The following is a 24365-nucleotide window of genomic DNA, read 5'->3' on the forward strand; positions in this document are numbered from 1 at the left end:
CAAATGTTCATTATTGTTTTTTCGCTCTCTAGCCATATAAACAGCACATACAAATATACGAAATAATGATTTAAGAAAAAAGCAGGAAAAATGAGGTGGAAATTGAATATTTAGTACATAGTGTTTTCAGTTAATAGAAGGAGTGTATACGCATGAAAGAAGAAAAAAGAAGTTCTACCGGATTTTTAGTGAAACAACGCGCGTTTTTAAAACTCTACATGATTACAATGACAGAACAAGAAAGGCTGTATGGCCTGAAGTTGCTCGAAGTGCTGCGATCTGAGTTTAAACAGATCGGCTTTAAACCGAATCATACGGAAGTTTACCGGTCGCTCCATGAACTGCTCGATGACGGGATCTTAAAACAAATAAAAGTCAAAAAAGAAGGGGCCAAGCTGCAGGAGGTTGTTCTCTATCAGTTCAAAGATTATGAAGCAGCGAAACTATATAAAAAACAGCTGAAAATCGAACTTGACCGCTGCAAAAACCTGATTGAAAAAGCACTGTCAGATAATTTTTAATAAAAACCAAAACACCCGAAATCCAGTATATGAGCGGGTGTTTCTGTTTTCCATTATACATATTTGTCGAAAAGAAACAATAAGAATCAATAAGACCTTCAAACTTGACATCATATCCTCACGTGGTAACATTTTAAACGTGTGAAAATTTGAGCAATAAAGGAGATGTTACCGATCTTTGATCAAAAAAGAGTAGCTTTTATTGGAGCTGGATCTATGGCAGAGGGAATGATATCAGGTATCGTTCGGGCCAACAAAATTCCGAAACAAAACATCTGCGTTACAAACCGCAGCAATACAGAGCGTTTAACTGAACTTCAACGCAAATACGGGATACAAAGCGTTACGCTGGACAATATGCCTTGTGAAGATATTGATGTGTTTATTTTGGCCATGAAACCAAAAGACGCAGAAAGCGCTCTGTCATCCTTAAAAACGCGCATCCAACCCCGTCAATTAATACTGTCGGTGCTAGCCGGCATTACAACCTCATTTATAGAACAATCATTGCATAACCAACAGCCGGTCATCAGAGCGATGCCAAACACGTCAAGCATGATCGGTGCTTCTGCTACAGCCATGGCGCTCGGCAATTATGTGTCAGGCGATTCGAAAAAGCTGGCGGCATTATTGCTTAAATGCATGGGTGAAGTGTATATCATTAAGGAAAGCCAAATGGATATTTTCACCGGCATTGCCGGCAGCGGACCTGCTTATTTTTATTATTTAATGGAATTCATCGAAAAAGCGGGAGAAGAAGCCGGACTTGATAAGAAATTATCACGAAGCATCGGCGCACAAACGCTGTTAGGCGCCGCCAAAATGTTAATGGAAACAGGAGAACAGCCGAATGTTCTTAGAAAAAATATCACTTCGCCTAACGGAACGACAGCAGCCGGACTGGAAGCTTTGAAAAAATGCGGCGGCGGAGAAGCGATTTCTCAGGCAATTAAAAACGCCACTGACCGTTCCATTGAAATTAGTGAAAATATCGAAAAAGCGACAGCAACACTATAAAAGCGGATAACAGGAGTGATACAGTGACGTCTGATACAGAGATTAAAAGAGTCGTTGTGAAAATCGGAAGCAGTTCACTGACGAGTCTTCAAGGGGAAATCAGCAGACGCAAGTTAGAAACATTAGTCGATCAAATTGTTAAACTTAAAGATAGCGGATATGAAGTAATTTTGGTTTCATCCGGTGCTGTTGCAGCGGGATACCGCAAGCTCGGATTAATCCAAAGGCCTGAGAGTCTGCCCGAAAAGCAAGCCTCAGCTTCAATCGGGCAGGGACTTCTCATGGAAGCTTACTCGAAATTGTTTTTATCACACGGTTATATTGCATCTCAAATTCTAATTACGAGAAGTGATTTTTCGGATGAATATCGGTATAACAATGTTCGTAATACTATGAATGTGCTGCTGGAGCGCGGGATTATCCCGATCATTAACGAAAATGACACCGTAACGGTCAATCGTCTTAAATTCGGGGATAATGACACGCTTGCTGCAAAGGTCGCCGGATTAATCGACGCCGATATGCTTGCCATTTTGTCTGATATCGACGGCTTATACAATGATAATCCGAGAAGGAATCCTAAAGCAAAAAGATTAAAGAAAGTCAGTGACATCACACCGGACATAGAAGCATGCGCGGGTGACGCGGGCAGCGAGGTCGGGACTGGCGGAATGCGATCTAAGCTTGATGCCTTTAAAATCGTTATGGCCTCTGGCATTAAAGGGTTTCTCGGTCAGGCGGATTCTCCGGATATTCTGCGGCATGCGGTTACTGAATTAGCCGAGGGCACTTATTTTGAAGCGGAAGGAACACTTCCCTTAAATCATAAAGAACAGTGGATCGCATTTAATTCCGGCCCGGAAGGCGAAATTGTGCTTGCTGATGAATGCACTGATCAAATCGCGGGCGGACAATTGTGCTTATATCCGGAAGGGGTAAATGAAATTAAAGGGAGGTTCAGCAGCGGATCAGTCGTCCGGCTGCTGGATCAAAATGACGAGGAACTCGGACTCGGCATTGTAAACTTTTCTTCAGCCCAGCTTCAAACCTGGCAGAAAGACCCTCTGAAGCATAAAGACATGTTAAACAAAGCAGTGATTGACCAAGAAGCGTTTGTTTGTCATGTTGAATTGTCTATGCCTCTTTAATAGAAGAAATAAGATATACGGGCACAGAAAAACCCGATGCTTCATGTTGAAGCTCGGGTTTTTTCATTTATTTATATTGCTCCAGTCTGGAGAAAAAGCGAATGACAAATTCATAAAAATCCTTCGCCGACGGAGCAAGATCCCTGTTTTTCGGCTTAATGATGCCGACAGTTCGTTTCACTTCAGGAAATTCAATCGGAATCTTCACAGTAAAGCGCGGAATGGTCTCGGCAAAAGTGCTTTCAGGCAGAAGAGTCACACCCATCCCGGCAGAAACTAACCCTTTTATCGCATCTAAATCCTCGCCCTCTGTTGAGACAATAGGGGCAAAGCCAGCCTGTTTACAAGCGTCGATCGCCATATTTCTAAGTATAAAACCTTCCGGAAACAACACAAACTGATCATTTCGCAAATCAACCAAGTGAACATTTTTTTGTTTTGCAAGCGGATGATTTAATGGAACAAGCGCGTAAATTTTCTCTGTGAATAAAATATTTCCTGCTATGTCTGGGAAATGGGTCGGAACGGGTCCTAGTAAAGCGATATCAATATCTCTGTTTTTCACGGCTTCTATCAAAAATTTGTAAGAGCCTTGGCGCAGCAAAAATGCTACATTCGGATATTCTTCCTTAAATGCTGAGACTACAGTCGGCAAGAGCTGACTGGCAAGACTTGTCGGAAAGCCGATTTTTACCGTTCCGCGATTCGGATCAAGATATTCATCAATTTGCTCCTTCGCGTAGTCAATTGCTTTCATGGCCGTCTTTACATGATCTAAAAACTGTTTTCCTATTGGTGTCAGCTTAATATTTCTGCCTTCCCGTTCAAATAAAGTAACATTCAGTTCCTCTTCGAGATTTGCGATTTGTCTGCTGATGGCCGATTGGGCGACATGCAGATGATCAGCGGCTTCTGACACATGTTCTCTGTCAGCGACCTCCATAAAATAACGCAGCTGGCGCAGTTCCATTCTAGTCTCACACCCATCTATCTCATTTTGAGATGCTTTTGATCTAAATTATATATTGTTTATATTGTTTTGAAAACCTACAATGAACATAGAGTTGTTAGATTTTATGACCGGTAATTAACGGAAATTGATCGGGGGAGAGGAATTATGACTTACAATCACATGCCGAAAGCTCAAGGTCTCTACCGTCCAGAATTTGAACATGATGCGTGCGGAATCGGCCTATATGCACACTTGAAAGGCCATCCGACACATGACATCGTCAAACAAGGGCTTAAGATGCTTTGCCAGCTAGACCATAGAGGAGGTCAAGGCAGCGATCCGGATACCGGAGACGGTGCAGGCTTAATGGTTCAAATCCCTGATGCTTTTTTTAAAAAAGAGTGCGGAGAGATGGAGCTGCCGGAAAAAGGACGTTACGGGGTAGGAATGGTCTTTTTCTCAAATAAGGCGGAGGAAAGAAAAAAAATTGAAAAACAAATCAATCAATATATTGAACAGGAAGGGCAAACCGTTCTTGGCTGGAGAACTGTACCTGTAAATGTCGGAAAAATCGGAACAGTGGCACAAGGCACCTGTCCGTTCGTCCGGCAAGTATTTATCGGGGCAGGTTCAGAGGTGAAAGACAATCTTGCCTTCGAACGTAAATTGTATGTCATTCGCAAACAGGCTGAAAATTGGGGAGTCAAAGAGGAACTCGATTTCTATTTTGCAAGCTTGTCTAGCCAAACCATTGTTTACAAAGGGCTGTTAACGCCTGAGCAGGTTGACGCTTTTTATATTGATTTGCAGGATGAATCCTTTGTTTCAGCTTTTTCACTTGTCCATTCTCGATTCAGCACCAATACATTTCCGACTTGGGAAAGAGCGCATCCAAACCGATATTTGATCCACAACGGAGAAATTAACACACTGCGCGGCAATATCAACTGGATGAGAGCGCGTGAACAGCAATTTGTATCTGAAAGTTTTGGGGACGATCTCGAAAAGATCCTACCAATCTTGAATGCAGAAGGCAGTGACTCATCTATTCTCGATAACGCGTTTGAATTCTTTGTCATGGCAGGAAGAAAACCGGCACACACAGCGATGATGCTGATTCCTGAGCCATGGACAGAAAACACACACATGTCTAAAGAAAAAAGAGCATTTTATGAATATCACAGCTCACTGATGGAACCATGGGACGGGCCGACTGCCATTTCGTTTACTGACGGCAGACAGATCGGCGCCATTTTGGACCGTAATGGTCTTCGCCCGGCACGCTATTACGTCACAAAGGATGATCATATCATTTTCTCATCTGAAGTCGGCGTCATTGAGGTAGAGCAGGAAAATGTGCTGTTTAAAGATCGTCTGGAGCCTGGAAAAATGCTTTTGATTGACCTTGAAGAAGGGCGCATTATTTCAGATGAAGAAGTAAAATCTGAAATTGCAAATGAATACCCATACCAGAAGTGGCTTGAGGAAGAGCTTGTCCAAGTGAACCCGGACCCTGAGACAAGGGAAGAAGAACAGTTTAAAGACCTTCTAGTCCGTCAAAAAGCCTTTGGCTATACGTATGAGGATATTCAAAAATATTTAATCCCGGTGATTACGGAAGGCAAAGACCCGCTAGGCTCCATGGGGAATGACGTGCCGCTTGCCGTCTTATCTGACCGCGCGCAATCATTGTTCCAATATTTTAAACAGCTGTTTGCCCAGGTGACGAATCCGCCGATTGATGCAATCCGCGAGCAGCTTGTGACATCCACGATGACTTGGCTCGGGGCGGAAGGAGACCTGCTTCACCCAAATGAAAGAAACGCGCGCCGTATTAAGCTATACACACCGGTTTTATCAAATGAGCAATTTTATGCACTGAAAACAATCGTCCATCCTGATTTTAAAAGCCAAAAAATCAATGTCTTGTTCGATGAAGATTTGGAGCGCGGCCTTGAGGATATGTTTGCACAAGCTGAGAAAGCCATTAACCAAGGTGTGAGCCTATTGATTTTGTCCGATAAAGCGATGAATCAAAACCTGACTCCAATACCGCCGCTTCTTGCAGTAAGTGCATTGCATCAGCACTTAATACGGCAAGGCAAACGCACAAAAGTCAGTATCATCGTTGAATCCGGTGAAGCGCGTGAAGTTCACCATTTCGCGGCATTAATCGGATATGGAGCAGACGCCATCAACCCATACCTAGCTTATGCAACCTATAAACAAGAAATTGACGAAGGCCGGCTGAATATCGGCTATGAAGAGGCTGTCAGCAAGTATGGAAAAAGCATTACAGAAGGTGTCGTAAAGGTGATGTCTAAAATGGGTATTTCCACTGTGCAAAGTTACAGAGGCGCCCAAATCTTTGAAGCTGTAGGAATCAGCAGCGATGTCATTGACCGTTTCTTCACCGGTACGGCATCACAGCTTGGCGGAATTGACTTGAATACGATTGCGGAAGAAGCCAAACGCCGCCATCAAGACGCCTACCATGATGATTACACCCAAACGCTTGATTCCGGAAGTGATTTCCAATGGAGAAACGGCGGAGAGCATCACGCATTCAATCCGAAAACCATTCATACCTTGCAATGGGCTTGTCGCAATAATGATTATAATTTATTTAAGCAGTACTCTAAAGCGGCTGATAAAGAACGAATCGGATTTTTACGCAACTTGTTCTCCTTCCATGATGGCCGGAAACCTCTCAGAGTTGAAGAGGTAGAATCGGCTGAATCTATTGTAAAACGTTTTAAAACCGGAGCGATGTCATTTGGCTCATTAAGTCAGGAAGCACACGAAGCATTGGCGATTGCAATGAACCGCCTTGGCGGAAAGAGCAACAGCGGAGAAGGCGGAGAAGATCCAAGACGGTTCACCCCTGATGAAAACGGTGATGACAGAAGAAGTGCGATAAAACAAATCGCATCCGGCCGTTTTGGTGTGAAGAGCCATTATCTTGTTAATGCAGATGAGCTGCAAATAAAAATGGCGCAAGGCGCGAAACCGGGAGAAGGCGGACAGCTTCCGGGCAACAAAGTATACCCTTGGGTTGCGGACGTTCGCGGATCAACACCGGGAGTCGGACTAATTTCACCGCCGCCTCACCATGATATTTATTCGATTGAGGATTTGGCACAGCTGATTCATGATTTGAAAAATGCGAATCGTGACGCCAGAATCAGTGTCAAATTGGTTTCAAAAGCGGGAGTCGGAACGATTGCTGCCGGCGTTGCAAAAGGAACCGCGGATGTTATCGTGGTCAGCGGTTACGACGGAGGCACTGGCGCTTCACCGAAAACAAGCATTAAGCATACTGGTCTTCCATGGGAGCTCGGGCTTGCCGAAGCACACCAAACATTGATGTTAAACGGTTTGCGCGAACGCGTCGTATTAGAGACGGACGGGAAGCTGATGACGGGACGTGATGTGGTAATGGCAGCATTACTAGGAGCGGAAGAATTCGGATTTGCGACAGCTCCGCTAGTTGTTCTCGGCTGCGTCATGATGCGCGCCTGCCATTTAGATACATGTCCGGTCGGCGTGGCGACCCAAAATCCGGAGCTGCGCAAAAAATTTATGGGCGACCCTGACCATATTGTGAACTACATGCTGTTTATCGCTGAAGAAGTCCGTGAATTTATGGCAGCATTAGGTTTCAAAACATTTGATGAAATGATCGGCCGTACGGATGTGCTGCAAATCAGCGAACGGGCGAAAGCTCATTGGAAAGCAAGCCAGCTTGATCTGTCCACACTTCTGTATCAGCCAGAGGGTGTGCGTACATTCCAAAGACCGCAAAACCATAAAATTGATCAATCTCTTGATATTACGACGATTTTCCCTGCTGTAAAAGAAGCGATTGAATCAGGAAAAGAAGCGGTTGTCGATGTAGAGATTAATAATACAAATCGTGTGGCAGGAACCGTAACGGGAAGCGAAATATCAAAACGCTATGGTGCGGAAGGCCTTCCGGATGACACCATTAAGCTCCGTTTCACAGGATCGGCCGGCCAAAGCTTCGGCGCATTTGTCCCGAAAGGCATGTCACTTTATTTGACTGGAGATTCAAATGACTATGTCGGAAAAGGACTTTCTGGCGGGAAAATTATCGTCAAAGCGCCTGAGACCTTCAATTGCTCCTCACACGATCATGTCATTATCGGCAACGTGGCATTTTACGGTGCTACAAATGGAGAAGCGTATATCAGCGGGCGTGCCGGAGAACGCTTTGCCGTTCGGAACAGCGGAGTGAACGTTGTTGTTGAAGGGATCGGGGATCACGGGTGTGAATACATGACCGGAGGCCGGGTTGTCGTACTTGGAGATGTAGGCAAAAACTTTGCGGCCGGGATGTCTGGCGGTATCGCCTACGTCTTAACGGATGATCCAAAAGCGTTTAAACGCAAATGTAATCTTGAAATGATCTCATTCGAAGCATTAGAGGATGAGCAAGAAATTCAAGACGTCAAGGCAATGATTGAAAAACACGCGGCATACACAGACAGTTCAAAAGCGGAAAATCTCCTTATTCAATGGGAAGAAACCGTTAAGAAGTTTGTGAAGGTCATTCCGAAAAATTATAAACAAATGCTCCTCAGCATCGAAGAACAAAAAGCGGCGGGCTTATCAGAAGAAGAGGCTATTATGTATGCTTTTGAAGCCAACACGAAGCCGGCGGCAAAAACGAAAGCATCTGCAGATCAAAAACAAGCAGTAGCACAGTAAGAAAGGGGAGAGGAACATGGGGAAACCAACTGGATTTATGGAAATCAAACGAGAAAAACCAGCTGAGCGGGACCCTCTCACTCGCTTAAAAGATTGGAAAGAATATTCGGCTCCTTTTTCAGAGGAAGCATCGAAACGGCAGGGGGCGCGGTGTATGGATTGCGGTACACCGTTTTGCCAAATCGGTGCGGACATTAACGGATTTACATCAGGGTGCCCGATATACAATTTGATTCCCGAATGGAATGACCTTGTTTATCGGGGCAGATGGAAGGAAGCTTTAGAACGTCTCGTTAAAACGAATAACTTTCCGGAATTCACAGGGCGGGTTTGCCCCGCTCCATGTGAAGGATCTTGTACAGTAGCGATTTCTGACCCGTCCGTTTCAATTAAAAATATTGAACGGACTATTATTGACAAAGGGTTTGAAAACGGCTGGATTACACCGAGAATACCAAAAAAACGCACAGGCAAGAAAATTGCTGTTGTAGGTTCGGGTCCGGCCGGTCTTGCCAGCGCCGACCAGCTGAACCAAGCCGGGCATTCCGTCACTGTCTTTGAACGCGCAGACAGGGCAGGCGGCCTCTTAACATACGGGATTCCGAATATGAAACTTGAAAAAGGAATTGTAGAACGCCGCATCAAACTGCTGACACAAGAGGGAATCGACTTTGTCACAAATACCGAAATCGGCGTGGATATCACGGCTGATGAATTGAAAGAGCAATTTGATGCTGTCATTCTTTGTACGGGGGCTCAAAAACAGCGTGATTTATTAATGGAAGGCAGGGAATCTAAAGGTGTCCACTTAGCGATGGATTACTTAACGCTTGCTACAAAAAGTTATTTAGATTCTAATTTTAAAGACAAACGATTCATTGACGCAAAAGGGAAAGATGTTATTGTCATCGGCGGGGGAGATACAGGTGCTGACTGTGTGGCAACGGCATTGCGCCAAAAAGCGCGGAGTGTGTATCAATTCGGTAAGCATCCTAAGCTTCCGGCAGCCCGCACTAGCGACAACATGTGGCCTGAACAGCCTCACGTCTTTACACTTGAATATGCGTATGAAGAAGCAGAAGCCAAGTTTGGAAGAGATCCGAGAGAATACTCGATTCAAACCAAAAAAATCGTCGCTGACAAAAACGGACGTTTAAAAGAGCTTCATACCATTCAAATGGAAAAAGTAAAAAATGAGCACGGAAAATACGAATTCCACGAACTGCCTGGAACGGAAAAAGTATGGCCCGCTCAGCTTGTCTTTATCGCCATCGGTTTTGAAGGCACAGAAAAGCCGCTGTTAAAACAGTTTGGCGTAGATTCAACAAATCATAAAATTAACGCAGCATATGGGGATTATAAAACAAATATTGACGGAGTTTTCGCTGCAGGGGATGCCAGAAGGGGCCAAAGCTTAATTGTATGGGCAATTAACGAAGGCCGTGAAGTGGCGCGCGAAGTTGACCGTTATTTGATGGGGAGTTCAGTATTACCGTAAATAAAGGGGTTTTTATATATGATTCAGGAACCGGTTTTGCATTAGTCGGTTCCTGAATTTTTTATTTGCGTTAAATCCGAATATCTTTGGCCGTTATTCAGGTTTCATACATTTCAAATCTGTGAGTAAGGGGGAGCGTCAGGAAAGTGCTTATTTTACACCGTTAAAGAAATTCTAAAATGGGATACCGATAACTTTTCGGAAGTAAATTTCAACATAAATATAGCCAAATTCCTGTATGTTTAGGAATTTGGCTTATGTATAGATTTTTAATCTTTATTTATTGCAATCCCGAATTCTTCGATGTAATGTTTCGCTAGAAATAGAATCTAATATAAAATAAGGATTTATCACTTCGCTCCGTGAAAGTTTACTAGATTCGTCTAAGCTTTAACGGGGTTTATATGAAGATGCTTTAGTGACAGCGAGTGATTTAATTGGGAATACTCTACATCTAACAAAAGCAGTTGCATATCATCATATGTCATCTTTAGGCTGGGAACATTATTAATTTACTAGGAGAATACCATTTTAATTCGGAGAAATTGGTATCATTACATTCTTTAGGACCACTAAAACTTTCTTAACGTTGTTAAAGACAGGGGAATCGTCTTGAAAATTGCTTAGCGTTGTAAATCCGCATTTTCCTGATGGTACCCCAGTAAGAAAAAATGCCAAGGAAGGCTTGGTGTCTAAATTTGTTAAAATGTCGTGTCGTAAGAAAATAAATCTTTCAAATCACGGAAAGTCCGATATTCCCAAATTGGCCTCCGTGTTTCATCCGGCTGAATGCAGCAGCAGCTTCCTGCAAAGGATACATTTGATCAATAATAGGCCGAAGCGAATGCTGCTCCATAAAATGAACCATGCGAGTAAATTCTTCACTGCTGCCCATTGAAGTACCCAGTATGCTGATCTGCGGAAAGAAAAGGGACCGCAGCGGGATGTCAATTGTATCACCTGAACTTGCCCCAAAGCTTACAATGCGGCCGTTAGGCTTCAGGACTTCAAAATAGCTAGAGAATACTGCGGGACCTATACTATCCAGAACGATATCAGCCTTTTCGCCATTCAGGCTTTTCTTCCAATTGCCGTAACTGTCAAAGGCGAAGTCGGCTCCGATGGTTAAAGCTGTTTTCCTTTTATCTTCACTGCGGGAGGTGACGCTTACTTTCGCTCCCGCAGCTTTTGCCATTAATAAAGCGAAAGTCGCCACACCGCCTCCGATTCCCGGTATAATGATGTGTTCATCTTTTTTTAACTTGCCTTTTGTAAAAAGTGCCCTATAGGCTGTCAGTGCTGATAATGGCAGAACGCCCGCTTCTTCCCATGACAGATAGGCTGGTTTTTTCACTGCATTTTCCGCAGGTATGATTACATATTCAGAGAATGTGCCGTCAGAAGGTCCTCCTAAAATATCTAAAACCTCCGGGAGGTTATCAGCTGATTTCCAATTCATCGTTGGATTGATAATGACTTCTGTATTGGCAGAAAGACCCTTTACACCTTCTCCTACTGCTTCGATTATGCCTGCACCATCAGAACCAAGAATGAAAGCTGGATCATTTTCAGTTCTGGCTTTCATTAAAAATAAGTCACGGTGGTTTAATCCCGCTGTTTTTATTTTCACCAGTACTTCGCCGTACGCCGGTGTTTTACTAGGCACGTCCTTATATTTCAGTCCCTCAATGCCGCTCTTTCCATCATGAATAATCGCTTTCATTTCATTCTCCCCCTAAATGATGAGATCTCTTTTGTATTTACATATTTTACACATCTGTTCACATCAAGTAAAATGAACAAAAGTGATAGACGCGATCAATATAAATAATATCAGGAAGGCTGATTTAAGTGGAAAGCGGAGATTTGAAAATTTTTCAGGCTGTTGCCAGGGAAAAAAGCATCACCAAGGCGGCTGATGCCTTAAACTATGTACAGTCCAACGTAACAAATCGAATTCATAAGCTGGAGTCCCACCTAAACACCAAACTCTTTTATAGAACGAATCGGGGAATGGTCTTAACAGCATCAGGAGAAAATGTATTGGCTTATGCAAACAACATTCTGCACTTATTAAAGGAAGCTGAAAAATCGGCGCAGCTGACAGAGTATCCAAAAGGGCCGCTGCGGCTCGGCTCACTGGAAACCACAGCCGCGATTCATCTTCCGCAGCTTTTGGCGGCCTATCATAGCCGGTTTCCCGAGGTTGATTTATCACTGATCACAGGGGATACGCACACCCTGGTACAAAAAGTTCTCCATTATGAACTGGACGGCGCCTTTGTATACGGACCCGTTGAACATCCGGATCTTAAGCAAATTGCTGCTTTTGATGAGGAATTAATATTAATTTCAGAAACAGAAGAAAGCACGCTGAATGAATTACTGCAAAGGCCCTTGCTGTTTTTTGGGGCGGGCTGCTCTCACCGGGCAAGAGTGGAGAGATTGCTAAACGAAGAAGGTATTTTACAACATAAAATGATGGAATTCGGGACATTAGAGGCGATTTTAGGCGGCGTCTCCGCCGGATTAGGGATATCATTACTGCCGAAATCGACTCTTAGCCATTTGAGAAATAAAGAGAATTTATACATTCATACATTGCCTGAGCCATACCGGGAAATGAATGTATCATTTATTTACAGGAAGGACCTTTTTGCGACTTGCGCTTTTCAAAAATTGATTGACGATTTGAAAAAAATGCCGCATAGTTCGCTTTGATTGGAGTAAAGAAGAATGAATTTTTGAAAGGAATTACTGAGTTTAATAGAGCGGAGAATATGATCAATCAATAAAATAATAATAGAAAACAAGCCGATTTTGGATAAAAACGGCTTGTTGATGTTGTTCGGTTAACAGATCATCGCTTGTGCTTTAAATTAACACCAATCGCCGCTCCATTTCTGCTTGAATCGGCGACTCCTTTAAAAGTTCCGTTTTCATGGTCTATAAAGATGCTTTGTACGTTTCCGATTTTCACAGGGCTTTTGCCGAATTTATGCCCCATGCCATTTAACTTGCTGATCACGTCTTCAGGAACATCATCTTCATATCGATAAGAGTTGATATTGTTGGTATAGATTCTCGGCTCCTCAACGGCTGCCTTCAGTTCCATCCCGTACTCGATGTTGTAAAGGATGGTTTGGAGAACGGAGGAAATAATGGTTGCGCCGCCTGGTGAACCTACAGTTAACACAGGCTTATCATCCTTAAATAAAATGGTTGGGGTCATGCTGCTCAACGGCCGTTTATTCGGCTGAACTTCATTCGCCCCGCCTGGGACTGCGTCAAAATCGGTTAATTCATTGTTTAAGACAACACCATATCCCGGAACCATGATACCGCTTCCGAATAGTTGTTCAATCGTTGTCGTATAGGAAACAACATTGCCCCAGCGATCCGCCACGGTAAAATGGGTGGTTTCGCCTTCTATTTTATCTTTCGGCTGTTCAACCTGCTTATAATTTGCTGAACCTTCTTCGTAAACCCATGGATCACCGGCTGCAGGCTTTTTATTCACTTTATCTAAACTGATTAAGTTTTGGCGTTCTTTAATGTAGTCGGGGTGGAGCAAACCTTTGAGAGGAACATTTACAAATTCAGGATCACCTGCATAAGCCGCGCGATCTGCGTAAGACAGATGCATCGTTTCTGCCAGCAGTTGATATTTTTCCCATGAGCGGATATCGTATTGTGAAAGGTTAAAATCATCCAAAATGTTCAGCATTTGCAGTAAGAATACACCGCCTGAACTCGGAGGAGGCGTAGTGGCGATTTGATAGCCTTGGTATTCTCCCCACATTGGCTTATCGATCGTCACATCATAGTTCTCTAAATCTTCTTCAGTCATTGATCCGCCAAAATCTTGCACCGTGTTTGATAAGGTTCTGGCGAATTTTCCGTCATAAAAGGCGTCTGTGCCTTTAAGCCAAATTAATTTAAAGGTTTTCGCAAGATCTTTCTGAACTAGTTTGTCACCTTCTTTTAATGGCTCGCCATTCGGAAGGAAAACATCTTTGGCTGCAGTGCGGGATAATTTGTCTTGATAGTCTGAAATAGCTTCTGCTAAGACAGAATCAATAGGAAATCCTTTTGCTGCGAGTTTAATAGAAGGAGCGATTAATTGCCTCATCGAACGCGTTCCCCACATATCCAGAGCCTTCTCAAGACTTTTCAATGTCCCAGGTACACCAACAGCTGTTCCTTTTGTTACTCTTTCAGAAAATGGGATCGCTTTTCCGTTTTCATCAAGAAACATATCAGGAGTGGCACCGGCTGGAGCGCGTTCACGGCTATTAATGATCGTAGTGTCTTTTGTCTTGCCGTCATAGACCATCATGAATCCGCCTCCACCAATGCCGGACATCATAGGTTCAACCACATTCAATGCAAATTGAATGGCAACTGAGGCGTCAATGGCGTTTCCGCCTTTTTTCAAGACTTCAGCCCCGATTTCAGACGCAAGGGGATGGGCGGTTGCGACCATGCCGTCTTTCCCGACATCTACCTGAGTGTACTCATCATAGTTTTTTGGCGGCTTTTTCGCCTCTGCCTGGAAAGGCGCAATTCCGGCGGCCAACATGACACTGAGCAGGACGGTTAAACAGAGGTTCCACGTTTTTTTCATATTCTCCCTCCTAAAGTTAATATCTTACATCTATAGCGTAAGGAAATTATGATGATTTTACAAGTGACAAACGAAATATTCTGAATATTTATAGAGAGTATTTATGTGTATATTTGATTAGATGAGACTAGTCATTTGTCTCAAGACGGATAGCTCAATGAAACAAGGTTATTATATTTAAGAAAGCCATTAAATTCATTCTATTGATTTATTTTATCAAGCATTATAAAATCTGAGAATACGGAGCAGGCAACAAATAAAAAGCAAGCCATTCTTTAAAGGCTCAGAATGGCCGGAGAATATGAGTCTGAAAGGAAGTTGGGTCATGTATTTAACGATTAAAGAAACAGCAGAGTTTACTAATCTTCCTGAAGCGTATATTGAAAATCTAGTCATGGCGAATAAAATTCGCGCCGTCCATGACGGGCAGCAGTACTTAATTAACAAAGAACAATTTAATACCCATTTGGAACAGCTGGAAACATACAAAGAACTGATACAGGAAATATTAAATGAGCCGATTCCCGAAGACATTGATGTAAAGGATGAAGATTAAAAAGACACAATTTCATATTGTGTCTTTTTTTACATATTTTTTAAAAATATCAAAATTGACGAGGTCTCAGATTGAGCTGTAATCAATTTTTTCGTTCATTTGAATACTATAAGTCTCGCTAGAGGAAAAACAGCATATCAAGCCGTTAAATGCTTTTTATGAGATTGATGATCATTTTAAGGTTTTTTACCCTTTATGTAACACTATGTATATTATGTTACATAAAGAGGTTTAAGCTTTATTAATCAAGGGTTTTCTATTATACTAGTAACAATAGACTCAAAACGTTACATAGGCTAAAAAAGAGGATTTTGAGGGCAATTTGTCCGAGACATCATAATGACTGCAATTTTAAAGGAGAAGCAAGATGCATATCGTTCAACCCATACGAAATTTAGAAAAAATTCAAGAAATAAAAAACTATTTAATTCGAAAAAACAAACGTGATCATTTTTTGTTTATTTTCGGCATCAACAGCGCGCTCAGGATTTCTGACATTTTGCCGCTTAAAGTAAAGGATGTGAGAAACAAAGACCATCTATGGGCAACGGAAAGCAAAACAAAAAAGAAGCGGAAAATCCTCATACTAGAATCATTGAAAGCTGAGATTTATGCTTATACGAGAGACATGAAGGAGCATGAATATTTGTTTAAATCCATCAGAACAAACAAGCCGATCTCGAGAATTCAGGCTTATCGAATATTAAAAGAAGCAGCGGCGGCATGCGGACTTGAAGAAATCGGCACACATACACTCAGAAAGACATTCGGCTACCATTTTTATCAGAGGACCAAAGACATTGCTGAACTGCAGCGGATCTTAAACCATTCTTCTCCGTCGATTACCATGAGGTATATCGGAATTGACGAAGATACGACAAGAGCGGCTTATAAAGTATTCGGTGGATTGTAAAGACAAAGTTCTTGAAAATTATCATTTTACGCGCTAAGATAGATAAGTGGTTCAGGCTCTAGTAGCACAGCGGATAGTGCAACAGTTTCCTAAACTGTAGGTCGGGAGTTCGAATCTCTCCTAGAGCGTTTTTTACATAAGATAGGTGCAGGTTAATAATGTCTGTAAAACAGAAAAACCCTTGTGAAACAAGGGTTTTTGTCGTTTTCGTGAGTTTTTTATTTGTGTAAGAACCCGCTGGAAAACGATGTGAATTTATATTATTTTGCACATTTTTTGCACATTGCTATACAAATGTTTTCGCGGTCGGCATTTTTTCAAATAATTCAAGGGTGTTTCGTGTATCTTCTTCACGGAGTTCTTTAATTATTGGAGGAAATTGATTTCAATGAGGATCAGCTCGACATTGATCACTTTTTGAATGAGTGGGAAGGGATGTGCGGTGTTTGATCGAATGCAGCTGCCCTGAATATGATTACGCTCAATACAACAGAATTAAAAAAGATAGGGATGAAAGTCCCTATCTCCTGAAAAGATTAAACCCAGCCTTGATAAAAGCCAGTCCAAGATCCGTCACTATTTTGCCATGCATCTTTTAAATAAAATTTTGTACCGAAAACTTCAATTACATTTTTCAGTTCTGCTCTAGAATTAGCCCCTAGATAATAATCTTGTAAAACTGCTTGGGGTGATACTGATTCGTGATTTGTACTATGGTTTGTAGGGCTTGTAGCAAAGGCAGGAGCGGCAGAAACAAGTAAAGCAAGGGACAATGCAGAACCAGTTAAAACTTTTTTCAATTTCATTTTAAACACTCCCTTTGTTTTTTTAGTACAACTGTATTATCTCTTTATATGCAAAAATATACAAGGTAATTTTTGTTAATGTTTTGTGAACTTAGTTTAAATATAGAAATCCGGCCAAATGCGTGCCAAATGCAGCTGCAGCATAGGCGTTGAGGAGGAGATTATAAATTGATAGAATGAAATGGAAATAATAAGTGAGAAGGGGAACTAAATGAGTTTAGATCAAGCTTTAAGTGAATTATTTAAGTTATTAAAGATCCTGGTATTTTAACTTGTATATTCTTTATTTTAAAGAATATTAAACCTGTTTCTTTTTTTCAGCTATGTTGTTGAACGAAAATTGGTTTCAAAAGAACAAATGTTTAGCTTTAAAGCAATTAAACATATTTTAAATACGTTATTATGGATGATTGTATTATATCCAACTACATTTTATATTAGGGACATTATACCCGATCCTCGAACACGGCCCAAGTTGCCGCTGGTATCGTTCTTACTTTGCATCCATCAGGCCAACCGCATAGACATGAGAAGCACCAGTTGAAGCGATAAGCTGATTCGTAAAGCCATTGCTGTTGCTTTCTTCCCAAAAAGCAGGAATCTTTTGTTTTCCTCATTTTCGATCGTGACGCGAATTTCCTTTCCGATCAATTGAAATGTTTCTTTTTGCTGAATTTTGCAATTCATATCTTCAACACCCTGTAATTGGAATTGAAAGGAGAGACGAGGAAAAGCCCGCAGCGGAGCGCTTCTTTTCTCGCTTGGGAAGGGCTGATGCCATGAAGCTTCCGAAAAGCTTTCGAAAAAGATTCAGGCGAATCATATCCATATTTTAAGGCGACATCGATCACTTTTGCTTTGAAAGCGGCTAACTTTTGGGCCGCCAATGTCAGCCTGCGCCTTCGGATATATTCAAATACGGTCGATCCTGTCAGCATAAAAAACATTCGCTGGTAATGGAATTTTGATGTGTACGCCGCTTTCGCAATCACTTCAATCGTTATATCTTCCTGTAAATTCTCTTCGATATAATCAAGGCTGTTACTCAGATCTTCAAGCATGCTCCCGCCGCCCCTCTCTGTCATTTATGGTATCAGCTGACAGGAATCAAATCCGGTCATTTAGTGCTTCGCCTGAACAGTATTTTATTTTTATTATAGCGAGGCCGGAGACAAGTAAAAAGAAAATGCCCGCCAAATGGCGGGCTTTTCTCTAAATCACTGCATCAAACTGATTGATCTTCCATTTGTTATTCTCTTTCACATACGTCACTTTCCGCTTCACTGCAGGGGAACCATCTAAGAGCGGCACTGTGAATTCGTATGTTCGAACGCTGCCTTTTTTAGATACTAGCTTGGATGATGCTTTTTCCCAATTCAGAAGGTTGTCGCCATCACCGATCGGAACTGCAAATTTTCCTTTGTAAACCGTAAAGTGATAATCTTTTAAACCATTTGTAACAGCTTCTTTTGTAAAGACTGGCGTTAAGTAATGTACGACTTTTGCTTTTGTATCGAACTCACTGCACATATAAATATATTGAAGGTTTTGATATTCAAACGTTTTGTTCGTGCAAGTTGAGTTTTTCGCCTTCGGATTATGCCCGCTCATTGTATTCCAAAAATGTTCACGCGCCTGAAGCGCCAATTGCAATGCTTGTTTTTGTGTTAAATCACTAGATGTATTTTTTGCGGCAGATGCCGTGCCGACTGATAGAAATAATGATGCCGTTATTAGAAATAGGATTAGTTTTTTCAATGTCTCTCTCTCCTTAAGAAAAATTGTCTTACTCTTATGTTACAAATGTTACAATAATTACGTATAGATTACAATAGTTTTTCAAGAAAAATTTTCCGGACTTACATTTCACGTCTTTTTATATATATGATAGATTGTTTTACTCTATTCATGGCCAAGATTAAAGTGTCGAAAATGACATATTTCATAACCATTTGTGCGATTTTAAAAGGAGTATGGCTGATGACATTGAATTTCTATACAAACGGTCAGTATAAAAAGGAGAGGTTGAATGGCGATGACAAACTTTATTGAAGAAACCACATATCTTGGCGCACCGGCGATAAGAGCCGGGAATCAGCACATGGAGTTTATCCTCGTTCCAGAATGGGGAAGCAATCTCATTTCTATTGTGCATAAGGAAACAGACATGCATTTATTAAGAGAACCCGAATCCGAGAAACAATTCCATGACAATCCCATCTTATATGGAACGCCGATTTTGTTTCCGCCCAATCGGATTAGTGACGGTACTTTTGATTACAAGGGACAAACCTATCATTTTGAAATAAACGAAAAAGATAAACATAATCATATCCATGGTTTTCTTTACAAAGAAAAATGGGAGGTTACAATGTCAAAAATAGCGGGAAATCAAGTGATTCTTGAAACTGAAATTGATATTTCCCAGCATCCTCATATTTATAAGCAATTTCCCCGCCGCGCGGTCATCCGAATGTCTTATATCCTTGAAGAAGCGACACTCCGTCAGCACGCAGTGATTACCAATAAAGGGGAAGAAGCGTTTCCATGGGGTCTCGGCTATCACACCTCATTTATCTTCCCGGAAGACAGCTCCGCCTTTTCTTTAACGGCAGATCAAAAATGGGAATTAGATGAACGTTTTTTGCCGACAGGACAAGTAGAGGACATTGCGGAAAAAGAGCAGTTACACGCAGGAATCAGCCTTAAAAATAAGGCGCTGGATGATGTGTTTCTTTCTTCTGACTCTTGCGGCAGAGAAAATCAAGCAGTCATTTACCATCAAAATCCCAGCGTAAAAGTCGTTTATCGAGGAGATGAACATATTGAACATTGGGTTGTGTACAACGCAGACGGCACACAAGGCTTTGTAAGTGTGGAGCCGTATACTTGGGTAACCAACGCGCCCAATCTCAAATTGCCGCCATCCCTTACAGGTCTCAGAGAATTGAAGCCAGGAGAACAAGCAACTGTAAAAACTGAGATATCCGTTATCATATAATGAATGGCTGTCATCCATATTATGTAGTGGGAAGGAACCATTCGAAAGGCGGGAAGGAAAAATGATGAGAAAAAAGCTTAAATTGAGTGTCTGTATTTTGTTGATCTTCATTTTTGCATTGGTTCCTTACATCCATGATACAGCCAATGCTGCTATTGCCGCTGAAAATAAGGGGGATCTGGCTGAACAACTGGATGACTTATTGAATCATGATCCGATCTTAGATGGAGCGCTGGCAGGTATTAGTATCCGATCAGCTGATACAGGTGATATTCTTTATGATCATCTTGGTGATACCCGCTTAAGACCCGCTTCGAATATGAAGCTTTTTACCGCTGCTGCGGCTCTTTCTGTATTAGGAGAAGATTATAGCTTCGCAACAGAAGTCCAAACAGACGGGTCGATAAAAGGAAAAAATCTGAATGGAAATCTATATTTGAAGGGAAAGGGAGATCCCACCCTTTTAAAATCCGATTTTGATAAGCTTGCGGAAAAAATCAAGCAACAGGGGATAAAAGTCATCCGCGGACACCTCATCGGTGATGATACTTGGTACGATGACATCCGTTACTCGCCCGACCTGCCGTGGAGTGATGAGCATACGTATTACGGAGCTCAAGTATCGGCGCTGACAGCATCACCAAACGAGGATTACGATGCAGGCACTATTATCGTAGAGGTAAATCCCGACAGCAAATCAGGAAAAAAGCCATTGGTGACCTTATCACCGAAAACCGACTATGTGAATATAGAGAATCATGCTAAAACCGTATCAGCAGATGAAAACAAAGACATAACCATTGAGCGGAAGCACGGAACCAATACGATTACCATTGAAGGCACGATACCTGTCGGCGCCTCAAGGACAAGGGAATGGATCTCTGTGTGGGAGCCAACCGGATACGCGCTGGACTTATTTAAGCAATCGTTGGCGGAACATGGCATAACATTGCGCGGAAAAGTAAAAACAGGCGCTGCCCCCAAACATTCCCGTCTCTTAACAACTCACCATTCCATGCCATTATCAAAGCTGATGATTCCATTTATGAAATTAAGCAACAACGGGCACGCTGAAATCCTTGTAAAAGAAATGGGGAAGGTGCAAAAAGGGGAGGGAAGCTGGGAAAAAGGGCTTGAGGTGCTAGAAAAAGAACTGCCTACATTTGATGTAGATACAAGCAAATTAGTAATAAGAGACGGGTCGGGTGTTTCCCACATCAATCTGGTCTCTGCTAATCAAGTGTCTGCTCTTTTATATTCCGTTCAAGATGAAAAGTGGTTTCCCTCTTATATAAATGCCTTGCCTGTCGCTGGCGCAAGTGACAGATTAACGGGAGGCACACTGCGTGACCGCATGAAAAACACGGTTGCAGAAGGAAAAGTGAAAGCGAAAACCGGCTCTCTAACCACTGTCAGCACCCTTTCAGGCTATGTCGATACAAAAAGCGGAGAAACGCTTGTTTTTTCTATTCTCTTAGATCATCTGATAGATGACTCTAAAGGCAAAGACGTTGAAGATAAAATCGCCGTGGTTTTGGCAAATCAGTGAATTGTCACCGAGCAAGTTATGACTTTAAGGCCAGTTTTAATGAAAACTGGTCTTTTTTATGCGTTTCTTTTTTACTATATGATATCTTTTAAAACCCTAGAAATCCCTTTAATTTAACAATAATGTGTCAACTTTATTAAACATTCATTTTAAATATATCTTTAATACAAAATAACCCTTATTATAAACATGTATTAGTAATACATCTTATAAAAGGGTTGTGATGAATCATGTTGAGTAAACAAACAATAAGCATAATCAAAAGTACAGTGCCGGTATTAGAAACCCACGGAGAAGAAATAACAGGACGCTTTTATGATCTCATGTTTCAAGCTCACCCTGAGTTGCTAAACATGTTTAACCAAACCAACCAAAAGAAAAAAACACAAAGAACAGCTTTAGCTGCCGCGGTTTACGCAGCAGCAGCCAATATTGATCAGCTGGAAAACATTATTCCTGTAGTAAAAATGATCAGCCATAAACACCGCAGTATCGGAGTAAAACCTGAACACTATCCAATTGTAGGAACATACTTACTAAAAGCGATCAAGGATGTGTTAGGAGACAAAGCCACACCTGACATTATGCAAGCCTGGGAAACAGCTTATGGCGTAATCGCAGATGCGTTCATAGGAATTGAAAAAGACATGTACCAGCATGCGGGTGAACAAAAGGGCGGATGGATCGATTATAAACGTTTTCTCATTTTGAAAAAGGAGGAAGAGAGCAAGGAGATTACATCTTTTTACCTGCAGCCGGCCGACGGACAGTCTTTACCACCATTTGAAGCAGGACAGTATATCAGTGTCAAAGTTCGTATTCCTGGATCTGCATACACACATATTCGCCAATACAGCCTGTCAGACGCTTTTCATAGAAATGTGTATCGTATTTCAGTCAAAAAAGACGGCGTTGTTTCAACCTACTTGCACGATCAATTAGAGGAGGGAGATTCAATAGAAGTCAGTGCGCCTGCCGGAGACTTTGTTTTAAATGACTCCTCTGAAAAGCCTTTAGTACTGATTAGCGCGGGAGTCGGGATTACTCCGATGATGAGTATGCTTCACACAGCAGTAAAACAGCAGCCGGAACGCCACATTCTATTTATTCATGCAGCTAAAAACAGCGAACACCATGCTTTTCGCCAAGAAACGGAAGAGGTCGCAAAAGACTCTTTTGCACAACCGGTTTTTATATACAGTGAACCGACAAATGATGATTACAAAAAAGGTATCGCTTTTTGTGAAGGGCGCATTGATAAGAGCTTGATTAATCGGCTGGTTGTAAATCCGCAAGCAGATTATTATGTATGCGGCTCCGAGGCGTTTATGGCTCATATGCAGCATCTGATTACCACAGAGCTTGGCGCGCCGGCAGATTCTATTCATGTGGAACGCTTCGGTCCTCAGCTCAGCATGAAGGCTTACAACTAAATTTGAATGAGCAGAACATAGGATTTCTATCTTTTCCAGTTCAAAAATAAGTGTTGAAAAATAAGAGGATAAGAAGAAAAATGATGTAAATTCAAAAAAATGTTATAAAAATTTAAACTTTTTTAAAATTTTTATATTGTACTTTATGAAATATGTTTTAAAATAGTGCTTATATGGATTATTAAGTAATATACTATTTTGTTTTTTGTCATTATTTCACTTTCTTATCCTCTTAAAATTAGAACTGGAGGGAATACGTTGAAAAGAAACACTTATTTTTTAACTCATGCTCAAAGAAGAGTATGGTTTACAGAACTGCTGGAGCCCGGCACAAGCATCTGCAATCTCGCCGCCTGCGTGAAATTCAGAGGTGCAGTTGACCTGGAAGTTCTTCAACAGGCATTGAACCTTTCAATCTCCCGGAATGACGCAATAAGATTTCGGCTGACAGAAGGAACAGACACAGAACCTCATCTTTACCTCACTGAACATGAACCGATGTCCATTGAGATTATTGATTTTGCAAATAAAAGCTTGGAAGAAGTCGAAAAATGGATTCATGTTCAGACCTCCATTCCATTCAAGCTGTTTCATTCGCCTCTTTACCAATTTTACTTCCTTAGAATTAACACTGAAGAAGTTTGGCTATATGCTAAATTTCACCATATCATTATGGATGGCATTTCTTTGAACCTGATGGGAAATCAAATAATCGATCTCTATCTGACACTCATCCGAAAAGACCCTGTACCTACACACCACGAACCTTCATATCTTAGCTACATAGAAAAAGAGAACCAATACTTACATTCTTCCCGTTTTGAAAAAGACCGTTTATTTTGGACGCAAGCCTATCGCAAACCGCCTGAATATCACTCATTAACAGACCGGGCTTCCGTTCAAACGCACGGCACAACCGCTTCCAGAGATACACTCACTCTTTCACATGACGTAGAACGAAATATCAGAGACTTTTGCCAAGAACAGCAAATCAGCATCATTTCCTTGTTTATGGCCTCTCTATACATATGTATCAGCCGCCTTACATCTAAACACGACCTTGCGATTGGAACCTACTATGGTAACCGAGGCTCCAAGGCCGAAAAAGAAATGTTGGGGATGTTTGTCAGCACTTTGCCAATTAGAATGACAGTTGATCCCGACAAAGATTTTCTTTCTTTTGTCCGCAGTGTCGGCAGGGAGCAGCTCTCTGTCATGCGTCACCAGAGGTTTCCTTATAATTTGCTCGTTAATGAGTTAAGAAAAGAATACAAGGACCTGCATAATCTTGTGGGCATCTCGATGCAATATCAGCCTCTTCAATGGCAGCAGGCTGATTGTTTGAATTATGAAACGGCTATGTATTTCAGCGGGCATACCGCAAACGAGCTGTCTATCTTAATTAAAGAACGTATAGATACCGGAACCATCCAACTTAATTTCGACTATCAAACAAGTCTGTTTACACCGGATGAAGTCAAACGGATTCAACACCATCTGCTTACTGTGCTGAAAAACGCACTGAACGATCCGAGCCAGCTGATAAAAGATATGGATTTCGTCGGAGAAAACGAAAAACAGAATATCTTGTACGAATTTAACAAAACAGATGT

19 protein-coding genes and 1 tRNA gene are annotated in these 24365 nt (G+C 41.7%); 13 read left to right on the forward strand and 7 right to left on the reverse strand.

The window, feature by feature from the left end; all coding sequences use genetic code 11:
* Positions 1–152 precede the first annotated feature (152 nt).
* From rtp to proB, 3 genes are all read left to right on the forward strand, one after another.
* Positions 153–521 (forward strand): replication termination protein, encoded by a 369-nt coding sequence (gene rtp / locus GXP75_RS19840; RefSeq protein ID WP_003326000.1) that lies wholly within the window; start codon positions 153–155, stop codon positions 519–521.
* A 165-nt stretch (positions 522–686) separates the two neighbouring features.
* On the forward strand, positions 687–1538 hold the full coding sequence (proC, locus tag GXP75_RS19845; protein ID WP_214918571.1) for a pyrroline-5-carboxylate reductase: 852 nt from the start codon (positions 687–689) through the stop codon (positions 1536–1538).
* A gap of 23 nt (positions 1539–1561) precedes the next feature.
* Positions 1562–2686, forward strand: a complete 1125-nt coding sequence (proB, locus tag GXP75_RS19850; protein WP_214918573.1) for a glutamate 5-kinase — start codon at positions 1562–1564, stop codon at positions 2684–2686.
* Between the two features lie 67 nt (positions 2687–2753).
* Here proB and gltC read toward each other — a convergent pair whose 3' ends face one another.
* Positions 2754–3656, reverse strand: coding sequence for a glutamate biosynthesis transcriptional regulator GltC (gltC, locus tag GXP75_RS19855; protein ID WP_214918575.1), 903 nt, complete (start codon positions 3654–3656; stop codon positions 2754–2756).
* A 147-nt stretch (positions 3657–3803) separates the two neighbouring features.
* Between gltC and gltB the strand changes: the two genes are divergently transcribed.
* Both gltB and gltD read left to right on the forward strand, forming a co-directional pair.
* The gene (gene gltB, locus GXP75_RS19860) at positions 3804–8369 is read left to right on the forward strand and encodes a glutamate synthase large subunit (RefSeq protein WP_242557699.1); all 4566 of its coding nucleotides are present in this window, start codon (positions 3804–3806) and stop codon (positions 8367–8369) included.
* A 16-nt stretch (positions 8370–8385) separates the two neighbouring features.
* Positions 8386–9867 carry a glutamate synthase small subunit gene (gltD, locus tag GXP75_RS19865; protein WP_242557700.1) on the forward strand — a complete coding sequence of 494 codons (1482 nt, stop codon included), beginning with the start codon at positions 8386–8388 and terminating at the stop codon, positions 9865–9867.
* A gap of 733 nt (positions 9868–10600) precedes the next feature.
* On the opposite strand, the gene GXP75_RS19870 is transcribed toward gltD, so the two are convergent.
* Entirely contained in the window at positions 10601–11590 is a 990-nt protein-coding gene (locus GXP75_RS19870) for a zinc-binding dehydrogenase (protein ID WP_242557701.1), read from the reverse strand.
* A gap of 128 nt (positions 11591–11718) precedes the next feature.
* Between GXP75_RS19870 and GXP75_RS19875 the strand changes: the two genes are divergently transcribed.
* Positions 11719–12588, forward strand: coding sequence for a LysR family transcriptional regulator (locus tag GXP75_RS19875; RefSeq protein WP_242557702.1), 870 nt, complete (start codon positions 11719–11721; stop codon positions 12586–12588).
* 139 nt (positions 12589–12727) lie between these two features.
* Here the strand turns inward: GXP75_RS19875 and ggt are convergent, their stop codons facing one another.
* Positions 12728–14494, reverse strand: coding sequence for a gamma-glutamyltransferase (gene ggt, locus GXP75_RS19880; protein ID WP_106271321.1), 1767 nt, complete (start codon positions 14492–14494; stop codon positions 12728–12730).
* Positions 14495–14819: 325 nt separating this feature from the next.
* Between ggt and GXP75_RS19885 the strand changes: the two genes are divergently transcribed.
* The 3 genes from GXP75_RS19885 (at position 14820) to GXP75_RS19895 (ending at position 16091) form a co-directional block, all read left to right on the forward strand.
* The gene (locus GXP75_RS19885; RefSeq protein WP_003326012.1) at positions 14820–15050 is read left to right on the forward strand and encodes an excisionase family DNA-binding protein; all 231 of its coding nucleotides are present in this window, start codon (positions 14820–14822) and stop codon (positions 15048–15050) included.
* A gap of 367 nt (positions 15051–15417) precedes the next feature.
* Positions 15418–15963: a site-specific integrase gene (locus GXP75_RS19890; protein ID WP_003326013.1), complete on the forward strand. Its 546-nt coding sequence runs from the start codon at positions 15418–15420 to the stop codon at positions 15961–15963.
* A gap of 55 nt (positions 15964–16018) precedes the next feature.
* Positions 16019–16091, forward strand: a tRNA-Arg gene (locus GXP75_RS19895).
* 408 nt (positions 16092–16499) lie between these two features.
* On the opposite strand, the gene GXP75_RS19900 is transcribed toward GXP75_RS19895, so the two are convergent.
* The 4 genes from GXP75_RS19900 to GXP75_RS19915 all read right to left on the reverse strand — a co-directional run bounded on the left by GXP75_RS19900 (position 16500) and on the right by GXP75_RS19915 (position 18527).
* The gene (locus GXP75_RS19900) at positions 16500–16769 is read right to left on the reverse strand and encodes an LCI fold-containing protein (RefSeq protein WP_061670228.1); all 270 of its coding nucleotides are present in this window, start codon (positions 16767–16769) and stop codon (positions 16500–16502) included.
* Between the two features lie 507 nt (positions 16770–17276).
* Positions 17277–17456, reverse strand: a complete 180-nt coding sequence (locus tag GXP75_RS19905) for a hypothetical protein (RefSeq protein ID WP_214918584.1) — start codon at positions 17454–17456, stop codon at positions 17277–17279.
* On the reverse strand, positions 17453–17830 hold the full coding sequence (locus GXP75_RS19910; protein WP_242557703.1) for a helix-turn-helix domain-containing protein: 378 nt from the start codon (positions 17828–17830) through the stop codon (positions 17453–17455). Before GXP75_RS19910 ends, GXP75_RS19905 begins: the two co-directional genes overlap by 4 nt.
* 151 nt (positions 17831–17981) lie before the next feature.
* Positions 17982–18527 (reverse strand): IseA DL-endopeptidase inhibitor family protein, encoded by a 546-nt coding sequence (locus GXP75_RS19915; RefSeq protein ID WP_106359491.1) that lies wholly within the window; start codon positions 18525–18527, stop codon positions 17982–17984.
* Positions 18528–18804: 277 nt separating this feature from the next.
* On the opposite strand from GXP75_RS19915, the gene GXP75_RS19920 reads away from it, so the two are divergent.
* The 4 genes from GXP75_RS19920 to GXP75_RS19935 all read left to right on the forward strand — a co-directional run.
* Entirely contained in the window at positions 18805–19770 is a 966-nt protein-coding gene (locus GXP75_RS19920; RefSeq protein WP_242557713.1) for an aldose 1-epimerase, read from the forward strand.
* A gap of 64 nt (positions 19771–19834) precedes the next feature.
* The gene (dacB, locus tag GXP75_RS19925; RefSeq protein WP_242557704.1) at positions 19835–21319 is read left to right on the forward strand and encodes a D-alanyl-D-alanine carboxypeptidase/D-alanyl-D-alanine endopeptidase; all 1485 of its coding nucleotides are present in this window, start codon (positions 19835–19837) and stop codon (positions 21317–21319) included.
* A gap of 230 nt (positions 21320–21549) precedes the next feature.
* Positions 21550–22752, forward strand: coding sequence for an NO-inducible flavohemoprotein (gene hmpA / locus GXP75_RS19930; protein ID WP_242557705.1), 1203 nt, complete (start codon positions 21550–21552; stop codon positions 22750–22752).
* A gap of 258 nt (positions 22753–23010) precedes the next feature.
* On the forward strand, positions 23011–24365 hold a 1355-nt coding region (locus tag GXP75_RS19935), incomplete at its 3' end, for a condensation domain-containing protein (protein WP_242557706.1).

It is taken from the genome of Bacillus sp. HU-1818, assembly GCF_022695965.1.
In the GTDB taxonomy this organism is placed as follows: Bacteria; Bacillota; Bacilli; order Bacillales; family Bacillaceae; genus Bacillus; species Bacillus atrophaeus.